The sequence below is a fragment of the Vreelandella titanicae BH1 genome (assembly GCF_000336575.1).
Lineage (GTDB): Bacteria > Pseudomonadota > Gammaproteobacteria > Pseudomonadales > Halomonadaceae > Vreelandella > Vreelandella titanicae.
The window spans coordinates 19,758-41,069 of record NZ_AOPO01000018.1; the positions used below are offsets into that span (position 1 = coordinate 19,758).

Annotated in this window: 10 protein-coding genes; 4 read left to right on the forward strand and 6 right to left on the reverse strand. The window is 57.4% G+C overall.

The window, feature by feature from the left end:
* Positions 1-2: 2 nt before the first annotated feature.
* Complete coding sequence (locus tag HALTITAN_RS21335) at positions 3-1,514, reverse strand: CoA-acylating methylmalonate-semialdehyde dehydrogenase (protein ID WP_009288333.1); 1,512 nt, start codon at positions 1,512-1,514, stop codon at positions 3-5.
* A 150-nt stretch (positions 1,515-1,664) separates the two neighbouring features.
* Between HALTITAN_RS21335 and HALTITAN_RS21340 the strand changes: the two genes are divergently transcribed.
* The 3 genes from HALTITAN_RS21340 (at position 1,665) to HALTITAN_RS21350 (ending at position 4,886) form a co-directional block, all read left to right on the forward strand.
* Positions 1,665-2,573, forward strand: coding sequence for a LysR family transcriptional regulator (locus HALTITAN_RS21340; RefSeq protein WP_022522445.1), 909 nt, complete (start codon positions 1,665-1,667; stop codon positions 2,571-2,573).
* A gap of 107 nt (positions 2,574-2,680) precedes the next feature.
* Complete coding sequence (gene msrA, locus HALTITAN_RS21345; RefSeq protein WP_039860491.1) at positions 2,681-3,304, forward strand: peptide-methionine (S)-S-oxide reductase MsrA; 624 nt, start codon at positions 2,681-2,683, stop codon at positions 3,302-3,304.
* A 199-nt stretch (positions 3,305-3,503) separates the two neighbouring features.
* The gene (locus tag HALTITAN_RS21350) at positions 3,504-4,886 is read left to right on the forward strand and encodes an NAD-dependent succinate-semialdehyde dehydrogenase (protein ID WP_009288336.1); all 1,383 of its coding nucleotides are present in this window, start codon (positions 3,504-3,506) and stop codon (positions 4,884-4,886) included.
* Between the two features lie 89 nt (positions 4,887-4,975).
* On the opposite strand, the gene HALTITAN_RS21355 is transcribed toward HALTITAN_RS21350, so the two are convergent.
* The 5 genes from HALTITAN_RS21355 to HALTITAN_RS21375 form a co-directional block, all read right to left on the reverse strand.
* On the reverse strand, positions 4,976-5,464 hold the full coding sequence (locus HALTITAN_RS21355) for a phosphatidylglycerophosphatase A family protein (protein ID WP_009288337.1): 489 nt from the start codon (positions 5,462-5,464) through the stop codon (positions 4,976-4,978).
* The gene (locus tag HALTITAN_RS21360) at positions 5,464-6,210 is read right to left on the reverse strand and encodes a tellurite resistance TerB family protein (protein WP_009288338.1); all 747 of its coding nucleotides are present in this window, start codon (positions 6,208-6,210) and stop codon (positions 5,464-5,466) included. The genes HALTITAN_RS21355 and HALTITAN_RS21360 overlap by 1 nt, the downstream gene beginning before the upstream one ends.
* A 129-nt stretch (positions 6,211-6,339) precedes the next feature.
* On the reverse strand, positions 6,340-9,405 hold the full coding sequence (locus HALTITAN_RS21365) for an AAA family ATPase (protein WP_039860492.1): 3,066 nt from the start codon (positions 9,403-9,405) through the stop codon (positions 6,340-6,342).
* Complete coding sequence (locus HALTITAN_RS21370) at positions 9,402-10,550, reverse strand: exonuclease SbcCD subunit D (protein WP_009288339.1); 1,149 nt, start codon at positions 10,548-10,550, stop codon at positions 9,402-9,404. Before HALTITAN_RS21370 ends, HALTITAN_RS21365 begins: the two co-directional genes overlap by 4 nt.
* Positions 10,551-10,701: 151 nt before the next feature.
* The gene (locus tag HALTITAN_RS21375) at positions 10,702-12,351 is read right to left on the reverse strand and encodes a DASS family sodium-coupled anion symporter (RefSeq protein WP_230803548.1); all 1,650 of its coding nucleotides are present in this window, start codon (positions 12,349-12,351) and stop codon (positions 10,702-10,704) included.
* Between the two features lie 302 nt (positions 12,352-12,653).
* Between HALTITAN_RS21375 and HALTITAN_RS21380 the strand changes: the two genes are divergently transcribed.
* A complete protein-coding gene (locus HALTITAN_RS21380) occupies positions 12,654-21,290 on the forward strand; it encodes a glycoside hydrolase family 94 protein (RefSeq protein ID WP_039860493.1) in 8,637 nt (2,878 codons plus the stop codon).
* The last annotated feature ends 22 nt before the right edge of the window (positions 21,291-21,312 follow it).

Here is a 21,312-nt window from a genome sequence, read left to right on the forward strand (position 1 = left end):
CGCTACTTCGCCGTGGGCATTACAAATTCAGCCCCGGCATCAATCGAATCCGACCAACGCTGCATAATCGATTTCTGCTTGGTGTAGAAACGCACGCCTTCTTCCCCATAGGCGTGGGTGTCACCAAACAGCGAGCGCTTCCAGCCACCAAAGCCGTGCCATGCCATGGGCACCGGAATAGGCACATTGATACCCACCATGCCGACCTGAATGCGGCGGCCAAACTCCCGCGCTACCGTACCGCTTTCGGTAAAGCAGCTAACGCCGTTGCCAAACTCATGGTCGTTAATCAACTGGATTGCAGTGGCGATATCCGGCACCCGCACGCAGACCAGCACCGGGCCAAAAATTTCTTCTTTATAGATCGTCATCTCGGGAGTGACATTGTCAAAAAGCGTACCGCCCATCCAGAACCCGTCGGCGCAGTCCTCGCCTGCCGATGAAGCATTAAAGTTGCGTCCATCAACCACCAGTTCAGCGCCTTCAGCCACGCCTTTTTCGATATACCCAGTAATCCGCTGATGGGCTTGGCGAGTCACAATGGGGCCCATTTCCGCATCCAGCTGCATGCCATCTTTTACTTTCAGTGCTTTGGCTCGCTCCGCCAATGCCGGGACGACCTTATCCGCCACATCGCCGACCAACACCGCCACGCTAATCGCCATACAGCGCTCACCGGCGGAGCCATAGGCGGCACCGATCAGCGCATCGACGGCTTTATCCAAATGCGCATCCGGCATCACTACCATATGGTTTTTGGCCCCGCCCAAGGCTTGAATGCGCTTGCCGTTGCGCGCGCCACGCTCGTAGATCAGGTTGGCAATCGGCGTTGAGCCCACAAACGACAGCGCCTTAACGTGTGGGTGGTCAATGAGCGCTTCCACGGAGTCTTTATCGCCCTGCACAACATTAAACACGCCATCGGGCAGGCCTGCCTGCTTTAGCAAGTCAGCCATCAGCAGCGAAGCACTGGGATCAAGGGGGCTTGGTTTCAAAATAAACGTATTACCCGCCGCAATTGCCAGCGGGAACATCCACATCGGCACCATGGCCGGGAAATTAAATGGCGTTATACCTGCAACGACGCCCAGCGGCTGGCGCATCGTCCAGTTATCGATCCCGGTACTCACCTGCTCGGTGTAGTCACCCTTTAACAACTGCGGGATACCACAGGCAAATTCAACAATATCGATACCACGGGCCACTTCACCCTGGGCGTCGGTGAACACCTTGCCGTGCTCTTTGGTAATTGCTTCGGCTAGCTCATCTTTATGAGCGTTTAACAGCTCTAAAAACTTGAACATCACCCGGGCGCGGCGGATCGGCGGGGTATCGGCCCAGGCGGGAAAAGCGGCTTGTGCGGCCTCTACCGCCGTATAGACGTCCGCCGGGGAAGCTAGCGACACACGGCCGGCAACTCGGCCAGTGGCAGGGTTAAAGACGTCCTGGGATTGAGCAGACTCACCCGCGGTGACCTGACCATTAATAAAGTGCTGAATCGCTGTTGTTGTCATGGGAGTACCTAGTTAAGAACGCATGTTTAAAGCGTGTGCAAAAAGCTTACTTTCAGCCTAGCCTACTGGGCCTAGTGAACGGATCAATTGAGTTATTTAAAAGCCAGTTATAAGCTTTACTAATATCACGACGAGTATTTGAGGCTAATCATGCAAGAGTACGCCACCCTGCGCGCCTTCGTGGCCGTTGCACGAACAGGCAGCGTGTCACGCGCCGCAGAACAGCTGCACCTGACTCAGCCGGCCATTAGCCTAAAGTTGAAGCAACTGCAGTCGAATTTAGGCCTCACGCTGTTTAGTCGCCGTCCTCAAGGCCTTGCTCTGACGCCCGACGGCCATGCACTGCTGCCTGCCGCTGAAAAGGCCCTGGCCAGCGCTCTGTCGTTTGAGCAAACCGCCGGGACATTACACAGCACGCTGCGCGGCAAGCTCTCAATTGGCACCATTGTCGACCCCGAATTTCTCCGTCTAGGCGCCTTTTTGAGCCGCTTGATGGCCCGTGCACCGCAGTTAGAAACCGAACTTCACCATGGGATGAGCGGCAGCGTGCTTAATCGCATTGAACAAGGCGACTTAGACGTTGGGTTTTACCTGGCGCCACCCGCTCAAGGCCCTGGAAAAGGCCATGAGACGCTTGCTTGGCGTGAGCTAACCCATTTTGATTATCACGTGATTGCCCCAGCAGGCTGGGAAAATCGACTCATTGATACTCGTTGGGAGCACTTAGCCACGCTGCCCTGGATTGTTACGCCACAGGATTCCGCCCACCACCGGCTGTTAAAACAGGCGTTGGCACCGAGCGGCGCAGTTCCCAATCGGGTAGCCCAGGTGGATCAGGAGGCCTGCATGCTTGACCTGGTGCGCGCAGGCGTTGGCTTAAGCCTGGCCCGGGACGCCCTGGCGATGACCGAACGCCAGGAGAGCGGCCTGGCGGTGGCGGAGAATATTCGCCTGCCCTGCGCGTTAAGCTTTATCTGGCGTCATGAAAGCACCAACGAATCGACCGTTAACGCTGCGCTAAGTACGCTGGATGAGGTATGGCCCCATCGTCTAGGCTAAGTCATAAAAAAAGGGTTGTCACAAAGGGGCTGTAAGGAAAGGGAACACCAAGCGACTAATCAACTTCATAATGAACAGTAACTCGCCCTGCTACTGGAGTGCTTGCAATGATCCGTCTGTCCCCTCTTCGTCCATTTACGCTTGGCGTATTGGCGGCCGCTGGCCTAGCCAGCCCTTCGCTTCAAGCCCAAAGCAGTGCAGAAGCCACGTTTGCAGGCGGCTGCTTCTGGTGTATGGAACCCCCTTACGACAACCAGCCCGGTGTTAGCGCCACCATTTCCGGCTATATCGGCGGCGAACTAGAGAACCCCACCTACGAAGAAATCTCCCAGGGTGGTACTGGCCATGCTGAAGTCGTGCAAATCGAATACGACTCCGAGCAGATCAGTTACGAGCAGCTCTTAGAAATCTTCTGGCGCAACATCGACCCCTTTGCGGTCGACCGTCAGTTCTGTGATGTAGGCGATCAATACCGCTCGGCGATCTTCTATCATGACGAAGCCCAGCGTGAACTGGCCGAAGCGTCCAAAGCCGAAATGGAAGCGCGCTTCGACCGGGAGATCGCCACCCAGATAGTACCAGCCACCAAGTTCTGGCCTGCTGAGGAGTACCACCAGGACTATTATCAAAAGAACCCCGTGCGCTATAAGTTCTACCGCTACAGCTGTGGTCGCGACGGGCGCCTGGAAGAAGTGTGGGGCGAAGAAGCCGGTGGACCTTCGTTTGAGTAACAAGCGGTACACCATCAACCATTGACTGAAGTGATGGGTTGAACTGTTTGCTTTAATCACTGCCGGAAAGGTAACGCCAATGTTATGCATGGTCGTTCTTTTTGTACTACAGTGACCGTGCACCAGTAATAGACCGGTCGATTAGGCGCCCTGGAGCTAGGCGCTTTGACCCCACGTTGATCTATAGATAGGAGATCTTATGAGCAACAGTATCAAGACGATCAATCCCACCAATGGTGAAACCCTCGAATCCTATACGCTAATGAGCAGCGCGGAAGCCAAGCAGATAGTGGACGCCTGCTACGAGGCGTTTCTCGATTGGCGCCTAGAATCGCTGGAAAGCCGCGCTAAAACGGTCAAAGCCATTGGCCAAGCGCTGCAAAAGCATAAAGAAGAGCTTGCCGACCTGATGGTCAATGAGATGGGTAAACTGCCTTCTCAGGCCCGCCAGGAAGTCGATCTTTGCACCGGCATCTGTGATTACACCGCTGAACATGGCCCCAAAAAGCTAGCCGACGAAGAGCGTCAGCCTGGCAATGGTAAACGCGGTTTCGTGACCTACTCACCGATGGGTGTGATCTACGGCATTCAGCCCTGGAACTTCCCTGCATATCAGGTAGTACGTTACTCAATCGCCAATATCATGGCGGGTAACGGCGTGCTGCTAAAACACGCTGAAAACGTGACTGGCAGCGGCCTGCTGTTGGAAAAGATCTACCGCGAAGCGGGTCTTCCGGAAAACGTCTTCCGTACACTGGTGATCTCTCACGATGTTTCTGATGAGGTGATTGCTCATTCTGCGGTACGTGGCGTAACGCTAACGGGTAGTGATGGCGCAGGTCGCAAAGTCGCTGGCAAAGCGGCTGAGTACCTTAAAAAGACCGTGCTTGAGCTGGGCTCTAACGACGCCTACCTGGTGCTTGATGACGCCGATATGGATGTCGCCATCAATACCTGCGTCCAGGGGCGCGTCTACAACGGCGGTCAAACCTGCGTCGCGGCCAAGCGTTTTGTGGTCACTGAAAAGAACTATGAAACGTTTAAAAAGCGCTATGTAGAACGTATGCAGTCGCTTAAAGCGGGTGACCCGACCCAAGAAGACAGCGATCTGGGCCCCATGGCTCGCGTGGATCTCCGCGATGGTCTCCACGACCAAGTGGAAGAGAGCGTGCGCAAAGGTGCGAAAATTCTCTGCGGTGGCGAAAAGCCATCCGGTAAGGGCGCGTTTTACCCGGTCACCGTGCTGGACAACGTCACCCCCGGCCAGCCCGCTTACGACGATGAGCTATTTGGCCCTGTCGCTGCGCTGATTCGTGCCAAAGACGACGAAGATGCCATGCGCATTGCCAATGACAGCCGTTACGGTCTGGGCGGCGGCATCATCTCTAAAGATGTGAAACGCGCTACCGAGCTTGCCAGCAAGTACTTTGATACCGGCATGGTGTTTATCAATGGCTTTGGTGTTGCGACACCGGAAATGCCTTTCGGCGGCGTTAAAAACTCCGGTTACGGTCGCGAGCACGGCGGCTTCGGCATGCACGAGTTCGTCAATGCCAAGTCGGTGATTGTCGTTCAAGAGTAAGCCTGTAAGCGCTCAAAATCATGAGCGATAAGATAGAGCGCCGCTAGCTTTTTATTAAGCTAGCGGCGCTTTTTTCGTTGCGTGTTCTATTACGAGTTTAACTGTTGCCCAGAGGTTCGACGCTGCCAAAGCTTCAGCCCAATAGCAATCACCACCCAGGTCACCAACGCCGCGATAACATCATCCAAAACAATGCCAAAACCGCCATGAACATACTCTGCCAGATGAATCGGCGGCGGCTTCAGCGCATCGAAAAAGCGGTAGACAACGAATGCCAACGCCATAACCAGCGGGTGACGCGCAGCTTGCAACCCGATGACCGCCAGCGGGAACGCAAAGTACTCATCAGCGACGATGCTGCCATGATCCAAACCGTCATAGTGCCAGGCGGCGATGTGGCAAACCGGTATCGCAAGTAGCAGCAGAGCTGCCATGATAGCGCCTTGTTGACCTAGCGGGCGGCTTAACAGCCACCACGCCAGGGGGATGCCCAGCAGCGAGCCGAAGGTACCCGGCGCCATCGGCGCTAGCCCCAGGCCAAAGCCGGTAGCTAGCCAAAAATTAACCGTATCCAGCATTAACCCGCCTGCTGCGCTTGACGCTCAAGTTCGTCAGTCATCTCTTTGGGTAAGTTAAGTGCATTGCCCAACTGATCAAGCCAGGCACGCTCCATGGGGTTTTGATCATCGGTCACGGCCACGCTGATCAGGTACATTTCCCGGGCCGCTTGAGGGGAGTCCGCTTCGCGGGCCAACGCTTGGGCATCCAGCGGTGCTTTTAGCTGCTGCTCCACCCAGTTATGCATCTCCTGGTCGGCACCCAGGGCATCAATCTGCTCGGTAATCAGCGCCTGCTCCTGCTCATCAATATGGCCATCGGCCCGGGCAGCCATAATCATCGCCTGCAGTAACTCCAGGCTGCGGCGCTCCTGATACTCACCGCTAAGCACTTCTACTCGCTCGCCCTCTGGCGCATTCTGGGCCGTATTTTGCTGCGCATTGCCATTTTTTGCCGCCTGGGAGCTCTGCCACGCTTTCCATGCCAGCACGCCCACCCCAGCAATGGCGCCGTATTTTAGTGCTTTGCCGCCCATGCTACGGCCACGTTTGGAACCCACCAGTAAACCCATGGCACCGCCACCGAGCAGGCTTTTCATATCAAAGCTACTGGAGGAGCCGCCACCTTGACCGCTACTACTGCCACCACCTAGCTGCTTAGAGAGCCCACTCAGCATGCCTTTAACATCAACACCACTGCCACTGCCGCCCTTCTGGCTTCCGCCAGCTTGCTGCATCAGTTGCTGTAAAATTTTGCTTGCGTTCATCCTTGTACTCCTAAGTAGATAGTATCTTTAGGGCTCGCTTGACGATTCATTCACTTTATAAAACATTCTATATGAACCCAGCATGAACCAGGCCTTGTAAGAAAACTGCTAGCACTCGGCCATGCGGCGTTAAAGAAGTACGCCCTTTACTTCCACAGAGCTCCCGTGGCGGCTGGCACTTACGTCTATACGAACTGGCATTTGCTCTTTGAGTTCGCTGACATGGGAGATCACCCCAATCATGCGCCCGCCCATTTGCAGTTCGCTGAGCATGGCAATCGCTTGATCCAGCGCATCCTGATCCAGGCTGCCAAAGCCCTCATCGATAAATAGCGTATCCAGTTGAATGCCGCCAGCGTACGCCTGCACTACATCCGAGAGCCCTAGCGCCAGCGAGAGCGCGGCCATAAAAGACTCCCCGCCGGAGAGTGTCGCTACCGAACGGTTCTTGCCGGTGTAGGTGTCGGCCACATCAAGCTCCAGACCCGACGCTCTGTTACCTTTGGAGGGATCTTCCCGACGCACCAACTGATAACGCCCGCGGCTCATGCGCACCAAACGCTCCGAAGCTTGAATCAATACGTCATCCAGCAGCACACCCAGCACAAAGCGCTGCAGGCTAATACGGTGCCCCGTACGACCATTAGCGACCTCGCTGAGCGTGCCCCACAGCTGATACTGGGCTTCGAGCTCTGCCTGCGCCCTGTGGGCAGTCGCAAGCTTTTGACGAATACCGCGCAGCGTGGTCAGCCTCCCATCCAGCCCCCGCCACGCCTCTAGCTGGGTGTTCTCTTCGACCTGGGCCGCCTCGGTTAGGCTGGTCAACGCGGCCATATTCGGCGGCGTTTTTTCCGCAAGCTGGGTTTGGTAGTTCTCCAGCGCGCCTTCAAGCTCGGCCTGGCGGCGTTGGTACGCCTCTACTTGGCGAGTCAACTCTTGCTGTTGGTTATCATCTAACTGCGCAGCCTGAAACGCCGCTTCATCTTCAAAGGGGCTATCCTGCAGAGCGGCTTGCCACTCAGCTTGCACCTGCTGTAACGACTGCTCGCTGCGTTCGATTCGCTCGTTCGCGCCGCGTAGCTGCTCTTCCGCCCGCGCCAGCTGGGTTTGGCTGGTCGAGAGTTCTTGCTGAGCATTCTCCCAGGCTTTTTCGAGCTGTGCGATCTGGTGCTCAAGCTCAGTGAGGGTTTGGCGCATTGCCTCAGGGTCTCGGGCATCTTCCGGCAGCGATTGGCTCAGCTGATCGCGCTGACTCTCCAGGCGCAGCGCCTCCTCTTTCGCCTTCTCCACCGCGGGCAGCTGGGCTTTAAGCTGCTTATCCAGCGCGCCCCACTCGCGGCGCAGCGCTTCGCGAGCGGTGGTCTGCTGGCTAATCTCACGTTCAACGCTTTCCCGGCGCTGCACTTGGCGGCGCAAGCCTTCGCAGGCATTTTGCAGCTCAGCCAGCGGTTGGCTAGCCCACTCGCCCAGCTGTTGGGCAAGCCGCTGGGTCTGCTCTGTGTTGTAGTTAATCTGCTGAGTGAGCTGATGGTGGTGACGCTCGGCGCTCTGTTGTGCTTGACGAGCCTGCTCTTGTGCCGCCCTGGCTTCTTCAACCTGCGCCTGAGTGACCAGCTCGGCACTGTTAACCGCTGGGGCTGGATGCTCCAGGCTGCCGCACACCGGGCAAGGGATATCCTGCTCAAGGGTGAGCGCCAACAGCGCGGCCTGCCCCTGGTGCCAGCGCATCTCCTGCTCAGTGGCGTGGCGTTGCGCTCGTTCTGCTTCGCTTTGCTGACGGTTGAGTGCCTCCGTTGCCTGCTGCTGTTGGCTGGTTAACTCACGCGCTTGCCGGGCGAGCTCATCCAGCTCTTGGCGCTGGGTCAGCAGGTCGTTATGGCGGCTTAGCTCAGCGGGGGCGCTGGCCAGTTGCTGAAATTCTGTCTGTAAGCGTTCCAGATTAACGCTAATCGCTTCGCCCTGCTGGCGAATGTTATCTAGCTGCGCCTCATCACGCTTGAGCGCACTATCGGCTTGTTGCCAGGAGGCCTGCGCCGTTTGAAAAAGCGCCTGCAACTCGCTTAACTGCTGGCTTTTATGAATAAATTCGCCCAATTGGCGATGCCGTTCACGGAGCGTGGGGAGCTCTGCCTGACGCTGGCGTGCTACTTCTAACGCCTGCTGCGCCTGTTCGGCGTGAGTACGTTGAGTGGCTAATTCGGCTTGCGCCTGTCGCTGCTCGGCCTGGGCGGTGGTCAACGCCTGCTGCGCTTGGTCTAAGGCAGCTCTCTGTGGGCGCAGCGCCTGGGCGTGGGTGCTTTGCGCTAAGCGCTCCTGAGTGCTTACTATCTGTGTGTGCTGCTCAAGATGACGGGCTTTATCCGCCGCCAGCGTATCGCGAGCCTCGAATTGCCGCTGCAGCGCCAACGCCTCATCGCGCTGTTTTTCGGCGCTACGGCGCTGCTGCTGCGCGGTTTCAAAGCGTTGCCGCGCTTGGTCTACCTGGGGTGTCAGCGCTTCAAGCTCTTGCGCCAACGCGGCTTCGCTCTCAAGCTCCCCCCCGGCGAGTATGCCGCTGATATGCTGGCGATGATCACTCACTGCCCGCTCGATTTGATTGGCCTGGGTGCGCAGACGCTCTTCGATGCGCTGAAAAATCTGGGTTTGAAACAGCTGGGAAAAAATCACTTCGCGCTCTTTGGAGCCTGCCAGCAGCAGTTCACGAAACTTGCCCTGGGGTAGCACCATCACCTGACGAAACTGGTTGGCATCCAGGCCGATCAGGGTTTGCAACTCCGCGGTGGCATCATTGACCTTGCGTGCTACCAGGCAGGATTCCACTTCACCCTCTGCCTTTAATCGCCACAGCTGGGCTTCTGCATTATGGGTGGTCGTCCCTTCGCCGCGAGCCTTGGGGCGCTCCTGCTGGGGCACCCGGCGAACCCGGTAATCCACGCCGCGCAGGCGAAAATCCAGCGTCACTTCCGTTAGCAGCGAAGCGTCAGCCTGGTCGCAACGCATCTGCGCCGGATCGCGTTCATTGCCCGTGGTTTGGCCGTAAAGCGCAAAACAGATGGCATCAAGAATCGAGCTTTTACCGGCGCCGGTAGGGCCATTAATCAAAAACAGTGGGCTTCTTCCCAGCGCGGTGAAGTCGATGGTCTCACTGCCCGCAAAGGGCCCGAACGCCTGCATGGTAAGGGTTAGAGGTGTCATCCCTGAGCCTCTTCGTCACGACTAAGCTCGCCTATCAGTTCGCTTATCGCCTCGGCTTGTTGGTCGGTCATGGGCTCACCGCTGGTTTGGGCGAAAAAGTCACTGAACATATCCAGTGCGCTGAACTTCAGCCGCTCACGGTCAAGCTGCTGATTACCCTGGGCATCCAGCATGCCGGGCTTCTCGAGATGTAGCACGTTGGGATACACCTCACGCAACTTGCCCATGGGGTCGAGAATGGCGTGGCGATCGGTTAACCGCACCAGCAGATAGTCGTCGGCATTGGCATCCGTTCGCCCCTGGGCAATCAACGCATCGATCTCGCCCTCTAATACGCGAACTTCACGACTGGGTATGAGGGGTATCTGCTCGATCTTGGTGACGCCGCTCGCATCAAAATCCACCAGCGTCACGCCTTTACGCTGGCTGGCTTCGGAAAAGCTATATTTGAGCAGCGAGCCGCTGTAACGAATATGCTCGCCGCCGCGGTACTGGGGGCCGTGAAGGTGGCCAAGCGCCACATAGTCAAAGCCTTGCATAGGCTCCCAGGCGACGCTTTCGGCACCGCCCAGGGTCAGCGGGCGTTCAGAATCAGAGGCGCTGCCGCCATCCACAAAGCAGTGGCTCATCAATATGCACGGGCGTGTCGGGTGACGCTGCTCTTCGATGCGCTCAACCAAATAGCGGTGGGAGCCGTCAAAATCGCGCACCTCCACGTTAAACTGGCTGCGAACATGTTCGGGGTCGGCGTAGGGAATGCCGAACACATCCATCTCAGCGCCCTTAATCGTCAGCGTTACAGGTGTGTCAAAATCAGCTAAGTCGGAAAGAATATGCAGACCGGCCTGACGCAGGTGGCGCGCGCCGAAACGAAGCCGCTCAGCACCATCGTGGTTACCTGAAATCATGATCACCGGCAGCTTGCGCTCCTCGCAGAGCGCGTGGAGCACCTCATCCAGCAGCGTTACCGCCGCCGCAGGCGGCACCGAACGGTCGTAGATATCGCCCGCAATCAGCACCGCATCGACGTTTTCCCGGTCGACAATCTCGATAAGCTGGTCGAGCACATCGCGCTGATCATCCAGTAACGACAGGTTGTGGAACAGCCGCCCCAGGTGCCAATCGGCGGTGTGAAGTAGACGCATAACAGGCTCAGCAAAAAATAGTGTAGCGGCATGATAACAACCCGATACTCAATCTACCCACAAAACTCCTCACCTACATAAACGACCGACAAAAAGCCCCGCTCAATGGCAGGGCTAATCGTTTCTCTAAAGGCTCTAGGCTCAACAAGCGCTAGCGTCGGAAGGCGTCTGGATAGCTGGTGAGATCAACTCCCCACATGACCGGCAGTAGGAAGTAAACCGCCGCCACAATCAGCAGCATGGCGATGATGTTGATCCAGAAGCCGGTGCGCACCATCTCGATAATTTTCAGTTTGCCAGTGGCGAAGATGATGGCGTTGGGCGGCGTACCAACAGGTAGCATAAAGGCACAGTTGGCGGCCATGGCGGCGGGCACCATCAGCACGAAGGGGTGGATATCCAGCGCCAGCGCCAGCGACGCCAACACCGGCAGAATCATGGTGGCCGTGGCGGTATTCGAGGTGATTTCGGTCAAGAACAGCACCATGCCGGTCGCCAGCAGGATGACCAACAGGAAGTTGGCGCCTTCCAGCACGCTCATTTGCCCCCCGATCCACTCCGCCAGGCCGGAAGAGCCGAAGCCTGCGGCAATTGCCAAACCACCTCCGAACAACAGCAGAATGCCCCAGGGTACGTCTTTCGCCACGTCCCAGCCCAGTAGGCAGCCACCTTGATTTTTGGAGGGAATCAAAAACAGCAGCAGCGCAGCGACAATCGCGATCATGGTGTCATTGATGCCGGGGATATTGATGATCTGCCCCTGCCACAAGAACGAGCGGGTGATCCACATAAAGGCAGCGAACAAAAACACCACCAGCACCGCTTTCTCTTCGAAGCTGGTGTTACCCAGCGCCGCTTTTTCTTTGTTAATCAGCTCTCGGCCACCTGGTAGGTGACTAAAGTCAATGCGGAAAAACACCCGCGTAAGTAGCAGCCAGGTGATAACTAGCAGTACACACACAATGGGAAATGCAAACATGAGCCAACCGGCAAAGGAGATCTCAATGCCAAACAGCTGATTTACAATTGCGGCGAGTATGATATTCGGAGGGGTTCCAATGAGCGTGCCCAGGCCCCCAATGGTACCGCCATAACCGATACCAAAAATCAGCGCTTTGCTGAACTTATCGATTTCGACACTGTGGTCGCCGTCACTTTTCGCCAGCTCTTGACTCACCTGATACACGATAGCGGTACCGATCGGCAGCATCATCATGACCGATGCGGTGTTGGAGACCCACATGGACAAAAAGCCCGTCGCGGCCATAAAACCAAACACGATGCTATTAATACTGGTGCCCAACACGGCAATAATCGACAGCGCGATACGCTTGTGAAGATCCCATCGCTCCATTGCCAGCGCGATCATAAAACCGCCCAGAAACAGGAAAATGATCGGATTACCGTAGGCGGCCGTAACGGTATTGCCATCCAAAGCGCCGGTAATCGGTAAAAGCACAATGGGTAGCAACGAGGTCGCGGGAATCGGAATAGCTTCGGTGATCCACCATACGGCCACCCACAGAGTGGTAGCGAGCACCATACGCCCTTCAAAGCTTAAGTCTTCAGGGTGAAAGAACATCACCACAAAAGCGAACAGCAGCGGACCAAGCAACAGGCCAATCTTCTGCGGCGTGGTGTAGGCAGGCGGCTTAGGTTGAGGGGAAGGATTACGCTTGGTATTCGAAGCCGCGGCGTTGGCGGCCCCGCCCGTAGGTAGCGCGCACATCAATAGTTTTTTGGCTTGGTAGTGGGAGTGCCATAGCTGATCCCATACCGTCATCAGGGCAGTTTTATGCATACAATTTGCGCCACTTACGGTCAGAGTGAAAAGAACAAATCGAGGATCAACATTCCGATATATATGCCGCACGATGGGCGACACGGAACCTCCTTTGGCGCCCTTTATTAACTGCAATAGGCAATTAGTCCAGTGATTTGCCATTAATTACAACCAAAGTCTAACAACTTTAGTTTAACTATGCGCAAATACTAACAGTGACATAAGCGCAATGTGCGCTAGCGCACGGACGAAATCTCACATCACGACCATTGTTCTGGTAAGGAAGCATCGTTGGTGCACCGAGGTGCATTCTCACCAGGATGGAATCTGTGAAACAACTTCTCCGTTTTGTGCGTCCGCACCCTACGTTTGCAGCGCCGTGGAACTCGACTAGCCCCGTCAGGGAAGAGCTCTTCAGCGCAGAGCGACTTGAACAGCACGCCGGCAGCTTGGCGCTTAACCAATCAGTGACCAGCACGCCACCCAAGGTAGTTTCGTTAGCAAGACGGCTCAACGATAACGCGCGCGCTTTGCTGGACGTTTACCGCGCCAGTGCCACAGCGCTGGCAGGTGGGCGAGAAATTGTGCCTGCCGCCGCTTGGCTGCTCGATAATTACCACCTAATTGAAGCGCAAATTCGTGAGATACGCAGCGACCTCCCCCCTGGGTATTACCGCCAGCTACCGAAGTTAGCCAACGGGCCTTTTGCGGGCTACCCGCGTGTATTCGGTATCGCCTGGGCCTTTGTGGCGCATACCGACAGCCATGTCGACCTGGATAATTTGCAGAACTTTATCACCGCTTATCAGCGCGTTCAGTCATTGACCATTGGCGAGCTCTGGGCAGTGGCGATCACGCTACGCATTGTGCTGATCGAGAACCTGCGACGCCTTGCCGACCAAATTATCAGCGAACAAACCGCAAGGGACGAAGCCGATGCATTGGCCGCTAAATGGCTAACGCCCACGGATCGGCAAACCTCCCAGGAACGTCATACCTTTCACTTGGAAACCAGCACGCTCAATATTCATAAAGGGCCATTAGCAGAGCCCTTCACCGCTCAGCTCGCTAAGCGGCTACGCGGCTTAGACCCCCGCTGCAGCCCGCTGGTAGGTTGGCTAAACGAGCAACTTAGCCAGCAGGGTGAAAGCATTGACGACATGGTTCAGCACGCTCAGCAGCGCCAAGGCGCCGCCAACGTAACCGTGCGCAATATCATCACCAGCATGCGCTTCGTTTCCAGCATCGACTGGGCGGAGCTGTTTGAGAACGTTAGTTTAGTGGATAGCCGGTTACGCCAGCAAAGCCACTTCAGCCAGCTCGATTTCCCCACCCGCAATCAGTATCGCAGCGCCATAGAACAACTCGCCCGTGGCTCTCGTTTCAGCGAGTTTGAGGTAGTCGAAGCGGCGCTCTCACTCTCCCAGCAGGCAGGGGACGCCACCAGCGACCCGGCCGAAGCTGCACGCCGGGGAGACCCTGGCTACTTCTTGGTGGGCTCAGGGCGGATAACCCTTGAGCGGCAGATACGATTTACCCCCTCCTCACGCCAATGGCTGCGCCGGACACTCATTCACCACGGCATTCGCAGCTATATCGTACTGATGGCCGTAGTGACGGTGAGCCTGATGACGCTGGCCGGCGGGCTGCTGCTTTCGTTGCCGCTGGCGATGGGTGATGTACCGTTACCCTGGCTTATGCTGCTAGGGGCGTTCGGTTTCCTGCCCATTATGGAAGTCGCGACGCTGATCGTGAACCGCCTGATTATCTACTCTATCGACGCTCAACCGCTGCCTGGGCTCGACCTTGCCAAAGGCATTCCGCCACAGTTAAGAACCCTTGTGGCGGTGCCTACGCTGCTGACCAGCGAAGAAGATCTGCGCGAACAGATTGAGCGTCTTGAAGTGCACCACTTGTCCAGCGGTGAGGGGGCGCTTGGCTATGCGCTGCTGCTTGACGGCGTGGATGCCCCCCAAGCGGAACTCCCCCATGAGGCCGCGCTGTTAACGGCTGCCCAAGCAGCGGTGGAGCAGTTAAATAAGCGTTATTGTCCTCTCGCCCTGGATAGCGATAAACGCTTCTTTCTGCTTCATCGGCGGCGGGTATTTAACGCCAGCGAGAATACCTGGATGGGGTGGGAGCGTAAGCGGGGCAAGCTACACGAGCTAAACCGCCTACTACGTGGCGCCACGGACACCACCTTTATCGAGCCGCCGCCACTACCCAGTGACGTGCGCTACGTCATCACTCTAGATGCCGACACTCGCCTGCCACGGGGCGCAGCCAGCCGGTTGATCGGTAAAATGGCGCATCCGTTAAACCAGCCACGAATGGATCAACAGCTACGCCGGGTCGTGGAGGGGTATGCAATATTGCAGCCTCGAGTGACGCCGTCGCTGCCCACAGGGGGCGAAGGTTCTATCTACCAGCGGCTATTCTCCGCGCCTGGGGGCATCGACCCTTACGCCGCCGCTATTTCAGATCTCTATCAGGATCTGGTCGGTGAAGGCTCGTTCGCCGGTAAAGGTATTTACGCGATCGATGCCTTTGAAGCCTCGCTGGCTGGCCGGGTGCCCGACAATAGCCTGCTCAGCCACGATTTGTTCGAAGGTGTATTTGCCCGTGCGGGACTCGCCTCCGATATCGAAGTGATTGAAGACTTCCCGGCCCGCTATGATGTAGCCGCCAAGCGCCAGCACCGCTGGACACGCGGTGATTGGCAACTGCTCCCTTGGCTAATCGCCTCGGCGCTGCCGCTCACTGGGCGGATGAAAATGCTCGGCAACCTGCGCCGCTCGGTAACGCCACTATTAGTGTTGGCAAGCCTTGCGGTTAGCTGGCAGTTGCCGCTGAGCATGGCTATTACCAGTACACTGCTACTACTGGCCGTTGTCGGGGCACCGGTGTTGCTCTCCCTAACGGCCTCATTCGTTCCCTTCCGGGCGTGGTCTAGACTACGCCACCACTACCACCTTTGGTTTGACGAGCTAAAGCTGGGTAGCGCACAAATGCTGCTACTGATCCTGTTTTTACCTGACCAAGCATGGCGCATGCTGGATGCCATCGCCAGAACGCTCGCCCGCGTACTGGTCACCCACCGGCGTCTACTGGAGTGGACATCTGCCGCCCAGTCGATGAAAAGCCCGCCGCTGACCGTACTGGGATTCTATCAGCGCATGGCCCCAGGCACCGCACTGGGGCTAGCGGTGGTTATCAGTGCACTCTGGACAGCCAGCCACACATGGCCAATCACACTTCCCATGGCACTGCTTTGGTTGGCGGCACCAGCAGTGGCTTCTTGGTTAAGCAGCAGCACAAGCGCCGTTGTCCAACCCACCATCTCAGAAGAAGAAGCCCTTGAGCTACGGGTTATTGCTCGGCGAACCTGGCGCTTTTTCGAAACCTTCGTGACTGCCACCGATAACCGCTTACCGCCGGATAACTTTCAGGAGGATCCTCAGCCCGCCCTCGCCCAGCGCACCTCGCCGACCAATATGGGGCTCTATCTACTCTCCACCCTGGCGGCACGGGATTTCGGCTGGACAGGTACCCATGAGACGCTTGAGCGACTCGAAGCCACCCTGGGCGTGATGCTGGGACTACCCCGCTACCGGGGGCACTTCTATAACTGGTACGCCACCCACGACCTGCGCCCGCTTAACCCCCGGTATGTGTCAACGGTGGATAGCGGCAACCTTGCAGGGCACCTTATCGCTATCGCCAATGCCTGCGAAACCTGGCAGACGGCAGGCTATCTAGCTGACCCACGCGAAGGCATTGCCGACACCCTAAACCTGGCCCGTCAGACACTTAAACAAGCATCCACTTTGTCGAAAGAGTTCACGGCTCAGCTTAGCGTGCAGTTGGAGGCCATAGACGCTCAGTTGAAAGGCAAAGTGATGTCGACGGGATGCTTGGCAACTATCGCCGCATTGACGGATAGTACGTTAACGCTTTCGCGCACTCCTCTCAGCGAGCATAACGACCCATACAGCGAAGACCTGCTGTTTTGGTTGCAAGCACTGCACGCCTCAGTGGCGCAACACCGCCATGACAGGGAATCCCAGCCAAACCTTGAAGAGGGTGCACTCGCCCTACGCCTGCAGCAGCTTGCGGACTCGGCGCGACGCCTGGCACTGGGCATGGATTTCGCCTTTCTACTCGATAGCGAGCGTCAACTGCTATCGATTGGTTATTCGCTGGATGACAACTGCCTGGATACCAGCTGCTACGACCTGCTGGCCTCTGAGGCGCGCCTGGCTAGCCTGTTTGCAATTGCCAAAGGCGATATTCCCACCCGCCACTGGTTCAAACTCGGCCGTGCTGCCACCCCGGTCACCTTTGGCTCGGCATTGATCTCCTGGTCGGGATCGATGTTTGAATACCTGATGCCCTCGCTGGTGATGCGCGCCCCTGGGGGCAGCCTGCTGGAGCAAACCAACCGGCTAGTGGTAAAGCGTCAAGAGACCTACGCTGCCCAGCTCTCCGCCCCTTGGGGTATTTCCGAATCCGCTTATAATGCCCGTGATCGGGAGTTCACCTATCAATACTCTAATTTTGGGGTGCCGGGGCTGGGGCTCAAGCGAGGGCTCTCTGCTGATCTGGTGATCGCACCCTACGCCACCGGATTAGCCGCCATGGTTGACCCCAACGGCGCCTGTCGTAATTTCAAACGCTTGGCGGAGATGGGTGCAGTAGGCCGCTATGGCTTCTATGAAGCACTCGATTTCACTCGCTCGCGGCTACCCGCAGGTGAGAAAGTGGTGATTGTGCGCAGCTTTATGGCCCACCATCAGGGCATGACCATCGCGGCTATTGCTAACACCCTGCATCACGGCCAGATGCGCGCTCGCTTTCACCGAGAACCGATGATTCAAGCCAGCGAACTGCTGCTTCAAGAGCGGGTTCCGCGTAACGTGGCGATTGCCCACCCCCGCGCTGAAGAGGTGAAGTCAAACGCGAGTCAAATGATTAACGAAGCACAAACTATTCGCCGTGCTTCAACAACAGCCAGTGGCGCACCCGTTACCCATTTACTCTCCAACGGCTGCTACTCGGTGATGCTAACGGCCACCGGCGGTGGTTACAGCAGATGGCGCAACGTAGCCATTAGCCGCTGGCAGCCGGATGCCACCCGCGACCACTTAGGCAGCTTTATTTTTCTGCGCGATGCCAAGCACCCTGGCGTGTGGACAGCCACTGGGCAGACGGCGGCACACCCAACCAGCGCTAACGATGAACATAGCCATGCGATATTTGCCGAGGATTATGCTCGCTACAGCCATCGTCATGACGACATCACCAGCCACATGGAGGTGCTGGTTTCAGGCGAGGACGACAGCGAAGTTCGCCACCTTTCGCTCACCAACAGCGGTCGTCACGCCCGGGACATCACGATCACCTCCTATCTAGAATTAGTCTTGACCGCTCCTAGTACCGACAATGCGCACCCCGCTTTCGCCAAAATGTTTGTGGTGACCGAGTACCTTGAAGCCTTCAACGCCTTGATCGCCACAAGGCGGCGGCGCTCACCCGATGAAGAGCAGGTGTGGGCGGCTCACTTTGCGGTGGTAGAGGGCGACACCGTGGGCGAGCTGGAGTTCGAGACTGACCGGGCCCGGTTTTTAGGCCGCGGCCGAAGTACGCTGCATGCCTCAGCGCTGGCAGAGGGCCAGCACCTTTCAAGCAGTGTTGGTAGCGTACTGGATCCTATTTTTGCACTGCGCTACTGCCTGCGCGTGGTCCCCGGCAAAGCGGCCCGAATCGCTTACTGGACTGTGGTCGCCTCCTCCCGTGAGGCGCTGATGGATCTAATTGATAAACACCACGACCGCAGCGCCTTTGAGCGCGCCAAAACCCTCGCCTGGACTCAGGCACAGGTGCAGCTTCGCCATTTGGGCATTCAGCCTGAAGAAGCCGCCGACTTTCAGCGTCTTGCCGCGCCAATTCTTTACCCTGATACCCGCTTTAGAGCGCCTGCCGAAGCCATTGAGCGTGGTGCCGGGCCGCAGTCGCGACTCTGGCAACACGGCATTTCCGGTGACCTGCCGATAATTTTAATGCGCATTGATAGCATTGATGACATTGGCCAGGTACGCCAACTGCTCCGTGCCCACGAATATTGGCGCATGAAGCGGCTGGGCGTGGATATGGTGATTATCAATGAGCGCTCCTCCTCCTATATTCAGGATCTGCAGCAGGCCATTGAAACAGCGGTGCTTAGCAGCCAAACACAACCTCGTCTTAAAAAAGATTTCGCTCAGGGCGCCGTGATTGCATTGCGTGCCGACCTAATAAGTCTGGAAATACGTATGCAGCTTCAGTCGATCGCCTGCGTTGCATTAATGGCCCATCGCGGCAGCATAGCGAATCAATTAGCCTTGACGCTGCCCACACGCCTTGCCACAACACCGCCCCAAGCGTTGGTCAAACGTCCCCTACCCAGGCACACCCCGCTCAATGCCAGCGAAACGCCACTCCCAACGCTTGAGTTTTTTAATGGCCTGGGCGGCTTTGCTCAGGATGGTCGTGAGTACGTCACGGTACTTGAGGCAGGGAGCTCCACGCCCGCGCCGTGGATCAACGTGATCGCCAACGCAGGCTTCGGCTTTCAGGTATCAGCAGAAGGCGCAGGCTATGTATGGGCGGATAACAGCCGCGAAAACCAGCTCACAGCCTGGTCAAACGACCCCGTGATGGATCCAAGTGGCGATGTGATCTATGTTCGCGATGAAGAGACGATGGCGCTCTTCACCGCGACTGCCCGACCTTTGCGGGATCATGGCCGCTACATGGCACGACACGGCTTCGGCTATAGCCAGTTCGAGCACCAAGTGGATGGGATCGCTCTGGAGCTTCTGCACTTCGTGCCCCTAGAGACCCCGCTAAGGATTTCACGGCTACGCCTTAGCAATCACTCCGGGCGACTACGCAAGCTCTCGGTGACGGCTTATGCCGAGTGGGTGCTAGGGACTTCACGTAGCGGCTCGGCGCCTTTTCTGATCTCGCACCCAGACGCCGATAGCGGCGCGCTGCTGGTGGAGAATCCCTGGAATATAAATTTCCCTGGCCGGGTAGCGTTTCTGGATATCGGCACCCAACCAACTTCCTGGACGGCTGACCGCTGTGAATTTATCGGCCACGGCGGTAGCCTGGGGGCGCCCGCGGGGCTGCGCAGCCAGGCTCCGCTTTCCGGCACCCACGGTGCGGGGTTGGATCCCTGTGCCGCGCTTAACCGCAGCGTAACGCTAGGGGCAGGTGAAAGCGTCGATATCGTTGTACTGATGGGGCAAAGCAGCTCAACCGCTGAAGCCAAATCGCTGATCGCGCGGTATCGCCAGGCGGACATTGACGCGGAGCTCGCACTGGTCACTGCGCACTGGCAAACGCAGCTTAACGCGGTACAAGTGGCCACCCCTGACCGCTCCATGGACATCATGCTTAACGGCTGGCTAATGTACCAAACCATTGCCTGCCGAATCACCGCGCGCTCAGGGTTTTACCAAGCCAGCGGCGCCTATGGTTTCCGTGACCAGTTACAGGATGGCATGGCGTTAACCTTCACCAGCCCCGAAACCACTCGTCAACACCTGCTCCGCGCCGCCTCACGCCAGTTTGTCGAAGGCGATGTCCAGCACTGGTGGCTGCCCCACTCCGGCCAAGGGGTGCGTACGCGTATTTCCGATGACCGGGTCTGGCTGGCTTATGCCTGCGCCCGCTATATTGCCACTTCCCACGACGCCGCCGTGCTCGACGAGACGGTGAGTTTTCTGGAAGGTGCCGAATTAGCGCCTGAAGAGCACGACTGTTTTTTTCAGCCGATGATCGCAGGGGAAACCGCCTCGCTGTTTGAGCACTGCGCCCGAGGCTTGGATCAAAGCATTGATCTAACCGGCGAGCACGGCTTACCGTTGATCGGTGGCGGCGATTGGAACGATGGCATGAACCGCGTTGGCGAAGCGGGCGAAGGCGAAAGCGTGTGGCTTGGCTGGCTGCTGGTGCATACCCTGGAGCTGTTTCTACCCTTTGCCCAGCAGCGCGAAAAGCAAGCGCCTTCAGCGGCTAAGGACTCAACCACACTGGACTCAGCCACAATGGACACTCCACGCGCCGAGCGTTGGCGTGCCCATATCACTGCGTTGCGTATTGCGCTGGAAAGCAACGCCTGGGACGGCCAGTGGTACCGCCGGGCGACCTTTGATGACGGCAGCTGGCTGGGCAGTAAAGGGAGCGACGCCTGCCAAATTGATTCGATTGCCCAGACCTGGGCGGTACTCTCGGGGGCAGCAGACCCCCACCGCGCAGCCCTCGCCATGGCTTCACTGGAACGTGAGCTGATCAGGCACGATGAGCAACTTGCGCTACTGTTCTGGCCCCCCTTCGATCAGCCCCAGCGCGACCCAGGCTATATCGGCGGCTATCCGCCCGGTATGCGCGAGAACGGTGGGCAATATAGCCACGCCGCAATGTGGGCGATTCTCGCCTTTGCAAAGCTCGGCGAGGGCAGCAAAGCGCATGGGCTTTTTGCGCTACTCAACCCGATCAATCATGCCCGCACCACCGAAGAGGTCACTCGTTATCACGTAGAACCCTATGTGGTGGCTGCGGATGTCTATTCGGTTGCGCCTCATACCGGACGCGGCGGCTGGACATGGTACACAGGCTCAGCGGGCTGGATGTACCGCGCTGGGGTGGAGGGCATTCTGGGCATTCGCCGAGAAGGTGGCTGGCTGGTGATTGCCCCCTGCCTTCCCCACGACTGGCCAGGTTTTAGCGCAACGCTAACCATTGCCGCCACCCACTACGCGGTTAAGGTTACCACCACCGATGAGGCACCCAGCGCGCAGCTCGATGGCCGAATACTGACCCGTCAACAAGGTGAAGTACGCATTCCGCTGGATGGCAAACGACATCAGTTAGAGGTATTTATCAAGCCAAACACAGTCGCTGAAAAGTAACGGAGGCAGGTCGTAGCTGATA

Excerpts from the sequence above, each read along its gene's own strand:
- HALTITAN_RS21335 (WP_009288333.1), bottom strand. The coding sequence starts at position 1,514 with ATGACAACAACAGCGATTCAGCACTTTATTAATGGTCAGGTCACCGCG.
- HALTITAN_RS21340 (WP_022522445.1), top strand. The coding sequence starts at position 1,665 with ATGCAAGAGTACGCCACCCTGCGCGCCTTCGTGGCCGTTGCACGAACA.
- msrA (WP_039860491.1), top strand. The coding sequence starts at position 2,681 with ATGATCCGTCTGTCCCCTCTTCGTCCATTTACGCTTGGCGTATTGGCG.
- HALTITAN_RS21350 (WP_009288336.1), top strand. The coding sequence starts at position 3,504 with ATGAGCAACAGTATCAAGACGATCAATCCCACCAATGGTGAAACCCTC.
- HALTITAN_RS21355 (WP_009288337.1), bottom strand. The coding sequence starts at position 5,464 with ATGCTGGATACGGTTAATTTTTGGCTAGCTACCGGCTTTGGCCTGGGG.
- HALTITAN_RS21360 (WP_009288338.1), bottom strand. The coding sequence starts at position 6,210 with ATGAACGCAAGCAAAATTTTACAGCAACTGATGCAGCAAGCTGGCGGA.
- HALTITAN_RS21365 (WP_039860492.1), bottom strand. The coding sequence starts at position 9,405 with ATGACACCTCTAACCCTTACCATGCAGGCGTTCGGGCCCTTTGCGGGC.
- HALTITAN_RS21370 (WP_009288339.1), bottom strand. The coding sequence starts at position 10,550 with ATGCGTCTACTTCACACCGCCGATTGGCACCTGGGGCGGCTGTTCCAC.
- HALTITAN_RS21375 (WP_230803548.1), bottom strand. The coding sequence starts at position 12,351 with ATGCATAAAACTGCCCTGATGACGGTATGGGATCAGCTATGGCACTCC.
- HALTITAN_RS21380 (WP_039860493.1), top strand. The coding sequence starts at position 12,654 with ATGGAATCTGTGAAACAACTTCTCCGTTTTGTGCGTCCGCACCCTACG.